Source organism: Variovorax sp. Root434 (assembly GCF_001426595.1).
Lineage (GTDB): Bacteria > Pseudomonadota > Gammaproteobacteria > Burkholderiales > Burkholderiaceae_C > Variovorax.
Map to the genome: position 1 here is coordinate 441,004 of NZ_LMEK01000001.1, position 14,308 is coordinate 455,311.

14 protein-coding genes are annotated in these 14,308 nt (G+C 67.7%); 9 read left to right on the forward strand and 5 right to left on the reverse strand.

From position 1 onward, the window contains the following. Position 1: 1 nt before the first annotated feature. Positions 2-1,453, reverse strand: a complete 1,452-nt coding sequence (locus ASD05_RS02030; protein ID WP_056586907.1) for a sensor histidine kinase — start codon at positions 1,451-1,453, stop codon at positions 2-4. Continuing rightward, positions 1,450-2,106, reverse strand: coding sequence for a response regulator transcription factor (locus tag ASD05_RS02035; RefSeq protein WP_056586909.1), 657 nt, complete (start codon positions 2,104-2,106; stop codon positions 1,450-1,452). Before ASD05_RS02035 ends, ASD05_RS02030 begins: the two co-directional genes overlap by 4 nt. On the opposite strand from ASD05_RS02035, the gene ASD05_RS02040 reads away from it, so the two are divergent. Then, the gene (locus tag ASD05_RS02040; protein ID WP_157609920.1) at positions 2,035-4,143 is read left to right on the forward strand and encodes an alpha/beta hydrolase family protein; all 2,109 of its coding nucleotides are present in this window, start codon (positions 2,035-2,037) and stop codon (positions 4,141-4,143) included. The two genes, ASD05_RS02035 and ASD05_RS02040, sit on opposite strands and share 72 nt — an antisense overlap. Positions 4,144-4,169: 26 nt before the next feature. Here ASD05_RS02040 and argF read toward each other — a convergent pair whose 3' ends face one another. Both argF and ASD05_RS02050 read right to left on the reverse strand, forming a co-directional pair. After that, positions 4,170-5,135 carry an ornithine carbamoyltransferase gene (gene argF / locus ASD05_RS02045; RefSeq protein WP_056510143.1) on the reverse strand — a complete coding sequence of 322 codons (966 nt, stop codon included), beginning with the start codon at positions 5,133-5,135 and terminating at the stop codon, positions 4,170-4,172. Next, positions 5,132-6,340 carry an aspartate aminotransferase family protein gene (locus tag ASD05_RS02050; protein ID WP_056586915.1) on the reverse strand — a complete coding sequence of 403 codons (1,209 nt, stop codon included), beginning with the start codon at positions 6,338-6,340 and terminating at the stop codon, positions 5,132-5,134. The genes argF and ASD05_RS02050 overlap by 4 nt, the downstream gene beginning before the upstream one ends. Positions 6,341-6,501: 161 nt before the next feature. Between ASD05_RS02050 and ASD05_RS02055 the strand changes: the two genes are divergently transcribed. After that, positions 6,502-6,825 (forward strand): DUF3579 domain-containing protein, encoded by a 324-nt coding sequence (locus ASD05_RS02055; protein WP_007831348.1) that lies wholly within the window; start codon positions 6,502-6,504, stop codon positions 6,823-6,825. A 147-nt stretch (positions 6,826-6,972) separates the two neighbouring features. On the opposite strand, the gene rpsT is transcribed toward ASD05_RS02055, so the two are convergent. Further along, positions 6,973-7,287, reverse strand: coding sequence for a 30S ribosomal protein S20 (gene rpsT / locus ASD05_RS02060; protein WP_007831346.1), 315 nt, complete (start codon positions 7,285-7,287; stop codon positions 6,973-6,975). 119 nt (positions 7,288-7,406) lie between these two features. On the opposite strand from rpsT, the gene murJ reads away from it, so the two are divergent. From murJ to ASD05_RS02095, 7 genes are all read left to right on the forward strand, one after another. Further along, positions 7,407-8,960 carry a murein biosynthesis integral membrane protein MurJ gene (gene murJ / locus ASD05_RS02065; protein ID WP_056586918.1) on the forward strand — a complete coding sequence of 518 codons (1,554 nt, stop codon included), beginning with the start codon at positions 7,407-7,409 and terminating at the stop codon, positions 8,958-8,960. A 74-nt stretch (positions 8,961-9,034) separates the two neighbouring features. Further along, on the forward strand, positions 9,035-9,886 hold the full coding sequence (locus ASD05_RS02070) for a SirB1 family protein (RefSeq protein ID WP_007831342.1): 852 nt from the start codon (positions 9,035-9,037) through the stop codon (positions 9,884-9,886). 1 nt (position 9,887) lies between these two features. Further along, positions 9,888-10,316: a bleomycin resistance protein gene (locus ASD05_RS02075; RefSeq protein ID WP_056586922.1), complete on the forward strand. Its 429-nt coding sequence runs from the start codon at positions 9,888-9,890 to the stop codon at positions 10,314-10,316. 142 nt (positions 10,317-10,458) lie between these two features. Next, on the forward strand, positions 10,459-10,890 hold the full coding sequence (locus ASD05_RS02080; RefSeq protein WP_056586925.1) for a YciI family protein: 432 nt from the start codon (positions 10,459-10,461) through the stop codon (positions 10,888-10,890). 32 nt (positions 10,891-10,922) lie between these two features. Beyond that, on the forward strand, positions 10,923-11,348 hold the full coding sequence (locus tag ASD05_RS02085) for a YciI family protein (protein WP_056586928.1): 426 nt from the start codon (positions 10,923-10,925) through the stop codon (positions 11,346-11,348). After that, positions 11,345-12,643: an RNA polymerase sigma factor gene (locus tag ASD05_RS02090; RefSeq protein WP_056586931.1), complete on the forward strand. Its 1,299-nt coding sequence runs from the start codon at positions 11,345-11,347 to the stop codon at positions 12,641-12,643. The genes ASD05_RS02085 and ASD05_RS02090 overlap by 4 nt, the downstream gene beginning before the upstream one ends. Before the next feature lie 47 nt (positions 12,644-12,690). Next, positions 12,691-14,298, forward strand: coding sequence for a M14 family metallocarboxypeptidase (locus ASD05_RS02095; RefSeq protein ID WP_162248878.1), 1,608 nt, complete (start codon positions 12,691-12,693; stop codon positions 14,296-14,298). Positions 14,299-14,308: the final 10 nt, after the last annotated feature.

Below are 14,308 nucleotides of genomic sequence, written 5' to 3' on the forward strand. Positions count from 1 at the left end.
TTCACGGCGTCTGCTGGTCGCCCGCCCGTGGCAGGCGGACACGGAACCCCACGCCACGCCCCTGCAGCCCGTCGATGATCTCGACGCTGCCGTCCAGGCGCAGCGCGGCCTGTCGCGCGATCGCCAGGCCGAGGCCGGCGCCGCTGGCGCGCGGCTCGGTGCCCCGGTGGAAGCGCTCGAAGACATGTTCGCGCTGCGAGGCCGCGATGCCGGGGCCGTCGTCGCGCACTTCGAGCAGGAGTTGCCCCTCGATATCGCACAGGTCCACAGCGACCATGCTGCCCGGCACGCCATGGCGCAAGGCGTTGTCGACGAGGTTCTGGACGATCGACTCCAGCGCGCCCAGGTCGATGCGGCAGGACAGGGCGTCCGGCGCATCGAGTGACAGTTCGCGCCCTTCGCGCATCGCAGTCTGGGCGGCTGGGCCCAGCAGCGCGCGCAGCCAATGCGCCACGTCGACGCGGGTTGCACTGCGCGGGCCGGCGTGGTCCAGCGCAGCCAACTCGAGCAGTTGCCGAGCCAGGTGCGAAGTCCGCGCGATGGCCTGGTTCAACTGCCTCTCGGCCAGGGCGCGCTCTGCGGGGTTCTGCGCGTGCGCGAGCACATGGGCCTGCGCGTTGATCACCGCCAGCGGCGTCCGGATCTCGTGGGCCGCGTCTTGCACGAACGCGCGCTCGCGCTGCACCGTGCCGCGCAGGCGCGACAAGAGGGCGTCGAGCGCCTGCACCAGTGGCTTCAGTTCGCGGTAGCGCGCCGGCACGCCGACGGCGTTCAGGTCGTCGCTTGGGCGCTCTTCAATGTGCCGCGCCAACTGCTGAAGCGGACGCAGGCTGGCCCGTACCGTGAGCCAGACGGCCAGCAGGACGAACGGAAAGGCCACCAGCAGATAGGGCAGGATAAAGCCGGCGTTGTAGCGCAGGAAGGCGCTGCCGGTCCGGCGCGGATTGAGGATCTGCAAGCGCCAGTGCGCGCTGGTCCGGTCGTAGCGCCAGTAGAGTTCCGCCCAGTCAGTGGCGGATGCGCCGGGTGCCTCGGACGCAGCGGCGGTGGCCGTCCACGGCCACCCCTCGGACGCGAAGACGCGGCGATCATGGCTGTCGCGCAGTTCGTAGAGCACGACCCCGCCCAGGCGTTTGTCCTGGGTGCGGCGGATCGCGGTCCAGCGTTCGGTGGCGGCCATCACGGCGCGTGCGTGTGCCGGATCCGGCATTTCGTCCAGCGCTACCAGCAAGGCATCGCCGAACTGCTTGAGCCCGGGGGCCTCGGCGAGGTACTGGCGATTCTCGGCATAGAGGTAGCCCAGCAGCGCAATCCAGATCAGCAGGAAGACGAGCAGCGTCGACCAGGTGCCGCGCCGAACAAGCGACGGCTCGGACAGGTGCCGCCACAGCGCATGCCGCGCGCTCGCCGGAGCCAGGGAGCGAGCCCCTTCGGGCGGCTGTGCGGGGGTCATGGTTCGAGCAGATAGCCGACGCCGCGCACGGTACGTACGCGCTCGGTGCCGATCTTCTTGCGCAGGTTGGAAACATGCACTTCGATGGCGGCAAAGTCGACCGGATCGCCCAGCGGTTCGAGGCGTTGCGACAGCACATCTTTGGCCACCACGGCACCGGGTTCGCGCGCCAGTTCCATGAGCAGCTGGAATTCGCGCGGCGAGAGCGCCAGCGGCGCGCCCTGCAGCTTCGCTTGGCGCCGGCCCGGCTCGATCTCCAGCGCGCCCACGGTCCAGTGCTCGCTGGCTTGCTGCGCGCTGCGCCGCACTACGGCGCGCACGCGTGCCACGAGTTCAGCGGTGTCGAAAGGCTTGATGACGAAATCGTCCGCGCCGCCGTCGAGGCCGGCCAAGCGGTCGTCGATGGAGGAGCGCGCGGTGATCACGATGACCGGTACCCGAACGCCGCTGCGCCGCCAGCGCCGCAGCAGGTCGAAGCCGCTGGCATCGGGCAGGTTCAGGTCGAGCAGCACGCAGTCGACCCGCTCGGCATCGATGGCATGCGGCGCATCCGCGGCGCGGCGCACCCACTCGCTGGTGAAGTGCTCGACCTTGAGGCTGGCCTGGAGCGCGCGCCCGAGGTCGAGATCGTCTTCGATGAGCAGGATGTGCATGGCTTTGCATTGTGGCGCGCGCACCTTTGGGAAAGCCAAAGGTTGGCCTGCCCACAATGCGGCATCCAACAAGGAGAAGATCTCGTGACACTGAGAATTTTGATCGCGGTCATCCTGGCGGGCCTGCTGGGAGGCTGCGCGATCGCGCCGACGCATCCGGCGCTGCAGGACCAGGTTTTGCCGCCGTTGATTCCGGTGCGCGAGTTCGTCGCGAACCTGGAAGGTACGAGCCTCTATCGCGTGTCGCCCGACGGCGCGTCGCTCGCCTGGAAAGGCGTCAGCGGATTGAAACCGGCCGTGTGGGTGAAGGCATTGGCTAGCGGCGAAATGCGGTCGATTCCGCTGCGTGTGCAATCCATCGTCTGGTCGGGGGACAGCCGCTTTCTTTTCCTGACGGTGGACCCTGCGGGCGACGAAGACACGCATGTGTTTGCCGTCGATATGGTGAGCGGCCAAGCTCAGCCAGCGGACCTGACGCCGTTCAAAGGCACTCGTTCGCGGATCCAGCGGCGCATCGAGAACAGTTCCGAGGTTCTCGTGTTCTCAAACGCGCGCGACAAGAAAGTGTTCGACCTCTACCGGATCGACCCCGCCAAGGGCACAAGGGTGCTCGTTGCGCAGAATCCGGGCAACGTCACGAGCTGGTCGACGGACCGCGATGGCCGCCTGCGCGCACGTACGGTGCAAGACGGCGAAGACCGGTACCTGCAGGTGCCCGACGGCGACGCATGGCGCACGACGCTGCGCTGGCAGAAGGAGGAAGGCTGGTGGATCGCGGATTTCGTGCCCGGGACGAACACCGCATGGGCGGTCTCGAGCCGCGGGCGCGACAAGGAGGCCCTGGTGCGCATCGATCTCGAATCGGGCGCCGAGGAAGTGGTCTACCAGGATGCGGAGGTCGACATCGAGCAGGTGCTGATGAGCCCCCGCAGCAATACGCCGCTCGCGGCCTATTCGATGCCGGGCCATCCACGCAACAGGTTTTTCGACACTGCACTTGCGGCGCGGCTCGAGCCCCTGGCAGGCGGCGAACCTGCGGCGGTCCATGTGACCAGCATGGCCGATGACGAACAGACCATGACCGTCAGCGTCGGCACCGACCGCGGCTGGAAGTACTACCTGCTCGGCGGTTCCTCCACGGCGCCCGTGCTGCTCGGCGAAAGCAACACCAGTGGCCTTGCTTCGTCGCTAGCGCCGACCCGGCCGGTTGCCTACGCTGCGCGCGACGGTCTGCAGATCCATGGCTACCTCACGCTGCCGCCGGGCGTGCAGGCTCGCGCGCTGCCGATGGTGCTGCTGGTTCACGGCGGTCCCTGGGCGCGCGATGTGTGGACCTACCAAGGCACCAACCGGAGCGTGCAACAGTTTCTCGCCAATCGAGGCTATGCAGTGCTGCAAGTGAACTACCGCGGGTCCAGCGGCTACGGCCGCGCCTTCATGGAAAAGGCCGTCGGTGAATTCGCCGGCAGGATGCATGACGACCTGATCGACGGCGTGCGCTGGGCGGTGGCGCAGGGTGTGGCCGATCCGGCGCGGGTGGCCATCTACGGCGCGAGCTACGGCGGTTATTCGGCGCTCGTGGGCGCCACGATGACGCCCGAGACCTTCGCCTGCGCAGTCGACGTGGTGGGCATGTCCGACCTGTCGCGGCTCCTCGAGAACGCGCCCGCCTACTGGTCGCTGGGCATGCCTTGGTGGAAGCGCTATGTGGGCGATCCGGCTGACCCGGCACAGCGAAAGGTCATGGATGCCAAGTCACCGATCAACCATGTCGCCAAGGTGCGCGCGCCGATGCTCGTCATGCATGGCGTGAACGACCCGCGCGTGAAGTTCGATCAATCCGAGCGCATGGTGGCGGCCTTGCGCGGCGTGGGCAAAAAGGTCGAGTTCGTGAGCTTCCAGGGAGACGGCCACGGCAACCAGAAATGGACCAACAATCTTGCGATGTATCGCCACGCCGAGGACTTCCTCGCAGGCTGCCTCGGCGGACGCAGCAGCGGCTTCGACTACTACCAGCTGGGCGCCTGGGCCTTCTGAGCGGACCCGGCCCCCGACGCTGGCGCCTACAGGCGCCCGAGGAGCAGGAACTCCATCAGCGCCTTCTGCGCATGCAGCCGGTTCTCGGCCTCGTCCCACACCACCGACTGCGGCCCGTCGATCACTTCAGCCTGCACTTCCTCGCCGCGGTGCGCGGGCAGGCAGTGCATGAAGAGGGCGTCGGGCTGCGCGATGCGCATCATGTCCTCGTCGACGCACCAGTCTGCAAAGGCCTTGCGGCGCGCCTCGTTCTCGGCCTCGTAGCCCATGCTGGTCCAGACGTCGGTGGTGACGAGGTCGGCGCCGCGGCAGGCTTCCATCGGGTCCTGGAAGACCTTGTAGCTGTCGCCCGAGCGAATGCCCGCGATCGACTGGTCGACCTCGTAGCCGCTGGGCGTGCTCACATGCACGGTGAAGCCCAGGATCTCGGCCGCCTGCAGCCAGGTGTTGGCCATGTTGTTGCCGTCGCCCACCCAGGCCACGGTCTTGCCCTTGAGGCAGGAAAGTGCGTCGCCGCCGGCGTCGCGTGAACCGCGGTGCTCGATGTAGGTGAAGATGTCCGCAAGGATCTGGCAGGGGTGGAACTCGTTGGTCAGGCCGTTGATGACCGGAACGCGCGAGTGCGCGGCGAAGGCGTCGATCTTGGTCTGCTCGTACGTGCGGATCATCACGAGGTCGACCATGCGGCTGATCACCTTGGCGCTGTCCTCGATGGGTTCGGCGCGGCCCAGCTGGCTGTCGCCGGTGGTCAGGTGCACCACGCTGCCGCCGAGTTGGTACATGCCGGCCTCGAAGCTCACGCGGGTGCGCGTGCTGGCCTTCTCGAAGATCATGGCCAGCGTGCGGTCGACCAGCGGCTGGTGCTTCTCGTAGGTCTTGAACTTCTTCTTGATGATCGCCATGCGATCGAAGAGGTAGGCATATTCGTCGGCCGTGAAGTCCGAGAACTGCAGGTAGTGGCGGATGGCGTTGGGCGTGGCGGCGGTCGTCATTGCGCTGCAGGCTCCGACAGGAAGGTTTTCACGATGGGCGCGAGGATGGCGACGATCTCGTCGGCTTCGGCCGTGGTCAGGATGAGCGGCGGCACGAGGCGGATCACCTTGTCGGCCGTCACGCTCAGCAGAAGGCCGGCGTCGCAGGCGCGGTTCAGGATCACGCCGCAGGGCCGGTCGAGTTCGATGCCGAGCATCAGGCCCTGGCCGCGGATTTCCTTCACGCCCGGCAGGCCTCCGATTTCGCGCTCCAGCGCGGCCTTGAGGTGCCCGCCCACGTTGGCGGCGTTCTCGAGCAGCTTGTGCTCTTCCATGATGCGGATGGTCTCGATGCCGGCGCGCATCGCGAGCGGGTTGCCCCCGAACGTGGTGCCGTGGTTGCCGGGCCCGAAGATGTTGGCGGCCTTGGGGCCGGCCACCACGGCGCCGATCGGCACGCCCGAGCCCAGGCCCTTGGCCAGCGGCATGACGTCGGGCTTGATGCCCGCCCACTGGTGGGCGAACCACTTGCCGGTACGGCCCATGCCGCACTGCACCTCGTCGATCATCATGAGCCAGTCGCGCTCGTCGCACAGGGCGCGCACCTGCTTGAGGTATTCCCAGCGCATCGGGTTGATGCCGCCTTCGCCCTGGATGGTTTCGAAGAACACGGCCACCACGTTGGGGTTGCCTTCGGTGGCCTTCTTCAGTGCCTCGATGTCGTTCAGCGGCACGCGGATGAAGCCCTCGACCAGCGGGCCGAAGCCGGCCTGCACCTTGGGATTGCCGGTGGCCGAGAGGGTGGCGATGCTGCGGCCGTGGAAGGCGGCTTCGTAGACGACGATCTCGGGGCGCTCGATGCCCTTGTCATGGCCGAACTTGCGGGCCAACTTGAGGGCGGCTTCGTTGGCCTCGAGGCCGGTGCAGCAGAAGAATGCGTTGGTGAGGCCGGAGATTTCGGTCAGCTTGGTGGCGAGCTGCTCCTGGCCGGTCACGTGGTAGTAGTTGGAGCTGTGGATCAGCTTGGTCAGCTGGTCCTGCAGGGCGGGCACCAGCTCGGGGTGGTTGTGGCCCAGGGTGTTCACTGCGATGCCGCCGAGGCCGTCGATGTAGGCCTTGCCCGTGGTGTCCCAGACTCGGCAGCCCTGGCCGTGCGACAGCGCGATCGGCAGGCGACCGTAGGTGTTCATGACGTGGGGCGAGGTGGGCTGGGCGGTAGCGCTCATTCGGGTTCTCCAGATAGGGAACGCGGATTCTAGGCGTGCGGTTTGACGGCTTCGTTGAGGATTGCGCATTACAGCAATGCCCCGTGTTCAGGATGCAAAAAGTGCCGCGGATAGAATCGCTTGCTGCACCGCAGCACCTGCTCCGGTCGCCTCATTCAACGATGATTTCCTCCACTGCCAAAGAAATCTTCATCCAGGGAATTACCAAGGATGGCCGGACCTTTCGCCCGAGCGATTGGGCCGAGCGCCTGGCCGGCGTCATGAGCTCTTTTCGCCCCGGCGGCGCTTTTCCGGGCAGCTACCTGAGCTATTCGCCCTGGTGCGTGCCGACGACCATCAATGGCGTGAAGTGCGTGGTCGTGAACCGAGCGCTGCGCGACGCGGAGCCGATGGCATGGGATTTCTGCGTGAACTTCGCCAAAGACAACGATCTGCAGGTCGCCGAAGCCTGTCTGGTTCCCGACACCCCACCCCCAAAGGCCTGACCGGCCTTTTTTCTTGTCCGTCGCCTGGCTTCATGAATCAACCGGGCATGAAAAAACCGCCCGAAGGCGGTTTTTTACACTTTGCTGCAGCGCACCCCGATCAAACGGCGGACCGGAGGATTCCGGTCCGGGCTTGCCTGACAGGTGTCAGGCGGCGGCCTTTTCAGGCGCGAGGGCGAGGGCCTTGACCTTGGCCGACAGGCGGCTCTTGTCGCGGGCGGCCTTGTTCTTGTGGAAGATGCCCTTGTCGGCGACGGTGTCGACGATGCTCTGGGCCTTCGCGAACAGTTCGCTTGCCTTGGTCTTGTCGCCAGCCAGAACAGCCTTTTCGACGTTCTTGACAGCGGTACGGTATTTGGAGCGCAGCGAGGTGTTCGCAGCGTTGAGCTTGGTGTCCTGGCGGACGCGCTTACGGCCGGAGGCGAGGCGCGGGTTCTTCTTCTTGGGCTTGGCGGATGCCATATTTAATGTTCCTTAGGTGTCTGAGGATGATGCAGCAAAGCCCTCGATTATAGGCCGGGTTGCCTTTTCCGCCGAATCGGCCCGTTTCAGGGGTTTGGCGGGCCCTACACTCGGCCCCCGTGTCCCTGCTCAAATCCGCCTCCACCGTCTCCCTGCTGACCCTCGCCTCGCGGATCACGGGCCTCGTGCGCGACGTGCTGTTTGCCTCGGTTTTCGGCGTCAGCGCGCTGACCGACGCGTTCAACGTCGCATTCCGCATCCCCAACCTGTTCCGGCGGGTCTTCGGTGAAGGCGCCTTCAGCCAGGCCTTCGTGCCGGTGCTGGCCGCGCGCAAGGCCGAAGACGGGGAAGAGGGCGCCAGGCAGCTCATCGACCACGTCGCCACGCTGCTGACCTGGACGCTGGCGATCGTCTGCGTGGCAGGCGTGGCCGGCGCGCCGCTGCTGGTCTGGGCCATGGCCAGCGGTCTGCCCGGCTTCGATGCCGCCATCGTCATGACGCGCTGGATGTTCCCGTACATCGGCTTCATGTCGCTGGTGGCGCTGGCGGGCGGCATTCTCAACACCTGGCGCAGGTTCGCGGTGCCGGCGGCCTCGCCGGTGCTGCTCAACGTGGCGCTGATCCTGTCGATCCTGGTCGGGGCGCCGCTTTTCCGGCACTGGGGCATCGAGCCGATCTATGCACAGTGCGTGGGCGTGATGGCGGGGGGCGTGCTGCAGCTTGCGCTGCAGATTCCGGCACTGCGCAAGCTGGGGTTGATGCCGCGCCTGGGAACCAGCCTTCGGGCGCTGCGCACCGCCTGGACCGACCCGAACACGCGCAAGGTGCTCAGGCTGATGCTGCCCGCGCTGCTGGGCGTGAGCGTGGCGCAGATATCGCTGCTCATCAACACGCAGATCGCCTCCCACCTGGCGGTGGGCAGCGTCACCTGGATCACCAACGCAGACCGGCTGATGGAGTTTCCCACCGCGATGCTCGGCGTGGCGCTGGGCGTGGTGCTGATGCCGCAGCTGGCCGGCGCTCGCGCCGCCAAGGACGACGCGCGCTATTCCTCGCTGCTCGACTGGGGCCTGCGCCTCGTGGTACTGCTGTCGGCGCCGTGCGCGGTCGCCTTGCTGCTGTTCGCAAAACCGCTGGTGGCGGTGCTCTTCCACAACGGCGCCTACTCGGGCGAGGACGTGGGCCGCACCACCCTGGCGCTGATGGGCTATGGCGTCGGGCTGGTCGGCATCGTGGCCGTGAAGGTGCTGGCGCCCGGCTACTACGCCAAGCACGACACGCGCACGCCGATGCTCATCGCCGTGGGCGTGCTGGTGCTGACGCAGATCCTCAACATCTTCCTGGTGCCGGTGCTGCAGCACGCAGCGCTGACCCTGACCATCGCCATCGGCGCGCTGGTCAATTCGACCTGGCTGCTGGTCGGCCTGGTGCGCCGCGGCAGCTACAAGCCCGAGCCGGGCTGGGCCAAGTTCGCGCTGCAGGTGCTGGCCGGCACGCTGGTGCTGGCGGGCCTGCTGGTCTGGGGCTCGGCGCATTTCGACTGGATCGCCCTGCGCGATCAGCGCCTGCTGCGCATCGGCCTGCTCGCCGCGCTGATCGCCGGCGCCGCGCTGCTCTATTTCGCCGTGCTGGCGGCGGTGGGTGTGCGGCTGCGCAGCTTCGTTCGCCGCTGAACCCCCGCGCGCGGGCGCCGCAATCCGCACGTGTCCCGCCTTGACGCCCCTGACGGGCTCCTCTACAAAGACACATGACGTTCAGCTTTCAGGTTCCCACCGCACTGGAGTATTTCGAATCGCTGGTCTGCAGCGACGATCACTTTCCGCTGCTCGAAGCGGCCGCCAGCCTGGCGCAGGACGAATACCCCGAGCTCGACGTCCAGCAGGTGCTGGGCGATGTCGACCAGCTCCTCGCCCGCCTCAAGCGCCGCCTGCCGGCCGACGCTGCGCCACTGGCCCGCCTGCGCGCCCTGAACCAGTTCTTCTTCAACGACCTGAGCTTCGGCGGCAACGTCAACGACTACTACGACCCCGACAACAGCTACCTGAACGCCGTGCTGCGCACCCGCCGCGGCATTCCGATCTCGCTGGCCGTGCTGTGGATGGAACTGGCGCAGGGCCTGGGCCTGCAGGCGCGCGGCATCGGCTTTCCGGGGCATTTCATGCTCAAGGTGACGCTGCCCAAGGGGCAGGTGGTGATCGACCCTTTCACCGGCAAGTCGCTGTCGCGCGAGGAGCTGGGTGAACGGCTCGAGCCCTACAAGCGCAGCAACGGCCTCGTCGGTGATTTCGACGTGCCGCTGGGCCTGTACCTGCAGCCTGCCAGCCCGCGCGAAATCATCGCCCGCATGCTGCGCAACCTGAAGGAAGTGCACCACGCGCAGGAAGACTGGCAGCGCGTCATCGCCGTGCAGGACCGCCTGATCGCGCTGCTGCCCAGCGCCTGGGGCGAGTACCGCGACCGCGGCGTCGCGCACGCCGAACAGGGCAACACGACGCAGGCCGTGCGCGACCTGGAAACCTACCTGGCGAAGGCCGAGGACGCCCTCGACATCGACGCGATCGCCGAGCGCGTCGCCACCCTTCGCCGCACGGCCAATTGAAATGGACGCGAAGGCAGGTGTGAGCCCGGCGCCCGATCTGGGCACCCTGCATGAATTCCATGGCGTTCAGCCGGTGCTGCCGGTGTCGGATGTCTCGCGCGCCGCGCGGTGGTTTCGCGACGTGCTGGGCTTCGAGCTCGATTTCATCGCGGGGGAGCCGCCCAGCTATGCCCGCGTGAAGAAGGGCGACCGCAGCTACGGCGACCCGGTCTACCTGCGGCTGTGGCAGTGCAACGCGCGCGAGGCCAAACCTTGGCGCGGCGAAATCGTGATCCACGTGGGCAAGGACATCGACGGCCTGCATGCCGCCTACGTGAAGCGCGGCGTGACGGTCATCGAGCCGCCGGTCTCCCAGCCCTGGGGCCTGCGTGAATTCGCGATCCGCGAGCCCGACGGGCATGTGCTGCGCTTCTGCGGCTACCTGTCCTGAAGTCTCGAATTTCTGAAACACAAAATTACAAATAGATCGACGCGAGCGTGTCGATCCGTCTTCTGCTCGTCCGACGTGTGAACAGGAGCAGGCAAATTCCATCGAGCCGCTCCCAAGCTCATCAACCTTCAGGAGAAACGACATGCGATTCATGATTCTGGTCAAGGCCAACGCCGATTCCGAAGCCGGCGTGATGCCCAGCACCGAAATACTCACCGCCATGGGCAAGTTCAACGAGGAACTGGTCAAGGCCGGTGTGCTGCTGGCCGGCGAAGGGCTGCACCCCAGCTCCAAGGGCGTGCGCGTACGCTTCGAGGGCCCGACCAAGCGCACCGTCATCGACGGACCGTTTGCCGAAACCAAGGAGCTGCTGGCCGGCTTCTGGCTGTTCCAGGTCAAGTCGAAGGAAGAAGCCATCGAATGGATCAAGCGCAGCCCGTTCCAGGAAGGCGAGATCGAGATCCGCCAGGTGTTCGAGGCGGCCGATTTCGGCGACGCGATGACGCCCGAACTGCTCGCCCAGGAAGACCGCCTGCGGGCCGAGACTGAAGCCCGCGCCAAGGCCGGCAACTGAAGCAACCGCAACCGGACCGAAGGAGACCTGCCATGCGATTCATGCTGCTGATGATTCCCCACGGCTACGAAACCGCCGCGCCCGGCACCATGCCCGACGACGTCGAGGCGGTGTCGGCCATGATGGCCTACAACGAGTCGCTGCAGAAAGCCGGCGTGCTGATCAGCTGCGACGGCCTGCATCCACCCTCGATGGGCGCGCGCGTGAGCTTCAAGGACCGCAAGCCCACCGTGGTCGACGGCCCCTTCGCCGAAGCGAAGGAAGTGCTCGGCGGCTTCTGGATCATCGACGTGCCCTCGCGCGCCGCCGCCATCGAATGGGCCAGCCGCTGCCCCGGCAGCGACAATGAGGTCATCGAGGTGCGCCAGATCCAGGAGATCGGCGATTTCCCGGCCGACGTGCAGGCCGTGGCCACCGAATTCACGTCGATGCAGACGGTGAAGAAGACCGGCGCATGAGCCACGGCGAGGGCCGCGCGGACACCGCTGCCATCCGCCGCACCATCGAGGCGGTATGGCGCATCGAGTCCGCGAAGATCATCGCCACTGTCGCGCGCATGGTGCGCGACGTGGGGCTGGCCGAAGAGCTGGCCCAGGACGCGCTGGTCTCGGCCCTCGAGCAATGGAGCGAATCGGGCGTGCCCGACAACCCGGCGGCCTGGCTCACGGCAGTGGCCAAGCGCCGCGCCCTCGACCGCCTGCGCCACCTGCAGCTGGCCGAACGCAAGGCCGGCGAGATCGGCCGCGAACTCGACGCACAGCACGAGATGGCCCAAGCCGACTTCGCCGAAGCGGTCGATGCCGCGCTGGACGACGACATCGGCGACGACCTGCTGCGCCTCGTGTTCACCGCCTGCCACCCGGTGCTGTCGACCGAAGCGCGCGTGGCGCTCACGCTGCGGCTGATGGGCGGCCTCACCACCGACGAGATCGCTCGCGCCTTCCTCGTGCCCGAAGCCACCGTGGCGCAGCGCATCGTGCGCGCCAAGCGCACACTGGCCGAGGCGCGCGTGCCTTTCGAGGTGCCGCGCCGGCATGAGCTCGAGGCACGGCTCGCCTCGGTGCTCGAAGTGCTCTACCTGATCTTCAACGAAGGCTATTCGGCCACCGCCGGCGACGACTGGATGCGTCCGGCGTTGTGCGACGAGGCGATGCGCCTGGGTCGCATCGTGGCCGAGCTGGTGCCCGGAGAATCCGAGGTGCACGGGCTCGTGGCGCTGATGGAAATCCAGGCCTCCCGCACCGCCGCGCGCGTGGGTGCCTCGGGCGAACCGGTACTGCTGCTCGAACAGAACCGGGCGCGCTGGGACCAGATGCTGATCCGCCGCGGCCTCGCGGCGCTCGCGCGCGCCGAGTCGCTCGGCGGCGCGCTCGGCCCTTATGCGCTGCAGGCCACCATCGCCGCCTGCCACGGCCGCGCGCGCACCGCCGACGAAACCGACTGGGGCCGCATCGCCGCGCTCTACGACGCGCTGGCCGAGCTCACGCCGTCGCCCATCGTCGAGCTCAACCGCGCGGTGGCGCTGTCGATAGCCTTCGGGCCGGCCGCGGGGCTCGAGGTGGTCGATGCGCTCGTGGACGAGCCCGCCCTCAAGGGCTACCACCTGCTGCCGACCGTGCGCGGCGACCTGCTCTTCAAGCTCGGCCGCCTCGACGAGGCGCGCAAGGAATTCGATCGCGCGGCTTCGCTCACCCGCAACACGCGCGAACGGGCGCTCCTGCTGGCACGTGCGCGGGCGTGCACCCTGAACTGAACGGTTGCCGAAGCTGCGGCAGCCTGGGCGAGAGGAAAATGCGCGCCATGCGCCGCACCCCTCCCTTCCGTTTCCTGTGCATCCTTGGCCTGACCCTGCTGTCGGCCGCATCGGCCTGTGCCCAGTTCGATCCTGCCAAGATGTGGGTCGAACCGCCGGCCATCGCGGCGCGCTTTCCCGATCCGCCCGTGAGCTACGCCACGCCGGGCTTTCGCGCCGGCCGCACCGATTTCGCTTCGCACGCCGAGGTGCTGGCCTTTCTCGATGACCTGGCGCGCCAGTCGCCGAATGTGCGCGTCGAACGCCTGGGCGTGTCGCAACAGGGGCGCGAGATGCCGCTGGTGCTGCTTGCCGACCAGGGGCGCGTCGATCCTGCGCGGCCCACCGTCATGGTGATCGGCCAGCAACACGGCAACGAGCCAGCCGGCGGCGAAGCGGTGCTGGCCCTGGCGCAGCAGTTCGCCAGCGGGCCGGGCGCGGCGCTGCTGCAGAAGGTGAACCTCGTGCTGCTGCCGCGCGGCAACCCTGATGGCGCGGAGCATTTCACCCGCGTCACCGCCAACGGCGTCGACGTGAATCGCGACCACCTGTTGCTGCGCACGCCCGAGGCCCGCTCGATCGCGGCCGCCACCCTGCGCTTTCGGCCGCAGGTGGTGCTCGACCTGCACGAGTTCACCGTCGGCGGTCGCTGGATCGACAAGTTCGGCGCGGTCATGAAGTACGACGGCCTGCTGCAGCCCGCCACCGTGGGCAACCTCGACGCCGCCATTGCCGCGAGCGCGCAGCGCGACTACATCGACGCCATCCAGGCCGCGTTCACGCAGGCTGGGCTGCAGGGCTTCAAGTACCACACCACTTCCGGCGGCAAGAGCGCCGACCGCACCGTCTCGATGGGCGGCGTGCAGCCCGACACCGGCCGCAATGTGAGCGGCCTGCACCAGGCCGTGAGCCTGCTGCTGGAAGTGCGGGGCGTGGGGCTGGGCCGCGCGCATTTCGCCCGTCGTGTGTACACGCAGGTGCTGGCCGCCACCACCGTCATCGAGACGGCGGCGCGCCAGGGCCCGGCGCTGATGCAACTCACCGCGCAGGCCGGCCAGCGCGCCAAGGCCGACGCCTGCCACGGAGACCTCGTGGTCGAGGCCTGGCAGACGACGACGCGCCAGCGCCTGGACTTTCTCGACGAGAAGACCGGGGAAGAAAAAGCGGTCGATGTCGAGTGGCGCGCGGCCGAGCCGCTGAAGGTCGCCAATGCGCGTCCGCGCCCGTGCGGCTATCTGCTGGCGGCCAGTGAAACGGTGGCCGTGCAGCGCCTGCAGATGCTGGGCGTGCGCGTCGAGCGCATCGACAGCGCCGCGCCGTGGCAGGTCGAGCGCTACGAGATCCTGTCGCAGAGCGACGGCCAGCGCCAGGACGCGCGCGGCGCCATCGAGGACGGCGAGGCGATCCGCGCCTTCCGCGTGCGGCCAAGGATGGGGCGTGCCGTGATGCCGCCGGGCAGCTTCTATGTGTCGCTGGCGCAGCCGCTGTCGCCCTTGGTCAGCGCCGCGCTGGAGCCCGATTCGCAGAACAGCTATGCGGCCAACCGCCTGCTGGAGATCGGCGACGACAAGCTGCTGCGCGTGCCCGGTCCCGCGCCTGCGGGCGTCTGGCACTGAGCGCCCCGGG

Coding starts and splice junctions, on each gene's coding strand:
- ASD05_RS02070 (WP_007831342.1), top strand. CDS start 9,035: ATGACGTTCAGCTTTCAGGTTCCCACCGCACTGGAGTATTTCGAATCG.
- ASD05_RS02030 (WP_056586907.1), bottom strand. CDS start 1,453: ATGACCCCCGCACAGCCGCCCGAAGGGGCTCGCTCCCTGGCTCCGGCG.
- ASD05_RS02085 (WP_056586928.1), top strand. CDS start 10,923: ATGCGATTCATGCTGCTGATGATTCCCCACGGCTACGAAACCGCCGCG.
- ASD05_RS02035 (WP_056586909.1), bottom strand. CDS start 2,106: ATGCACATCCTGCTCATCGAAGACGATCTCGACCTCGGGCGCGCGCTC.
- ASD05_RS02075 (WP_056586922.1), top strand. CDS start 9,888: ATGGACGCGAAGGCAGGTGTGAGCCCGGCGCCCGATCTGGGCACCCTG.
- argF (WP_056510143.1), bottom strand. CDS start 5,135: ATGACGACCGCCGCCACGCCCAACGCCATCCGCCACTACCTGCAGTTC.
- rpsT (WP_007831346.1), bottom strand. CDS start 7,287: ATGGCATCCGCCAAGCCCAAGAAGAAGAACCCGCGCCTCGCCTCCGGC.
- ASD05_RS02095 (WP_162248878.1), top strand. CDS start 12,691: ATGCGCCGCACCCCTCCCTTCCGTTTCCTGTGCATCCTTGGCCTGACC.
- ASD05_RS02055 (WP_007831348.1), top strand. CDS start 6,502: ATGATTTCCTCCACTGCCAAAGAAATCTTCATCCAGGGAATTACCAAG.
- ASD05_RS02050 (WP_056586915.1), bottom strand. CDS start 6,340: ATGAGCGCTACCGCCCAGCCCACCTCGCCCCACGTCATGAACACCTAC.
- ASD05_RS02080 (WP_056586925.1), top strand. CDS start 10,459: ATGCGATTCATGATTCTGGTCAAGGCCAACGCCGATTCCGAAGCCGGC.
- ASD05_RS02090 (WP_056586931.1), top strand. CDS start 11,345: ATGAGCCACGGCGAGGGCCGCGCGGACACCGCTGCCATCCGCCGCACC.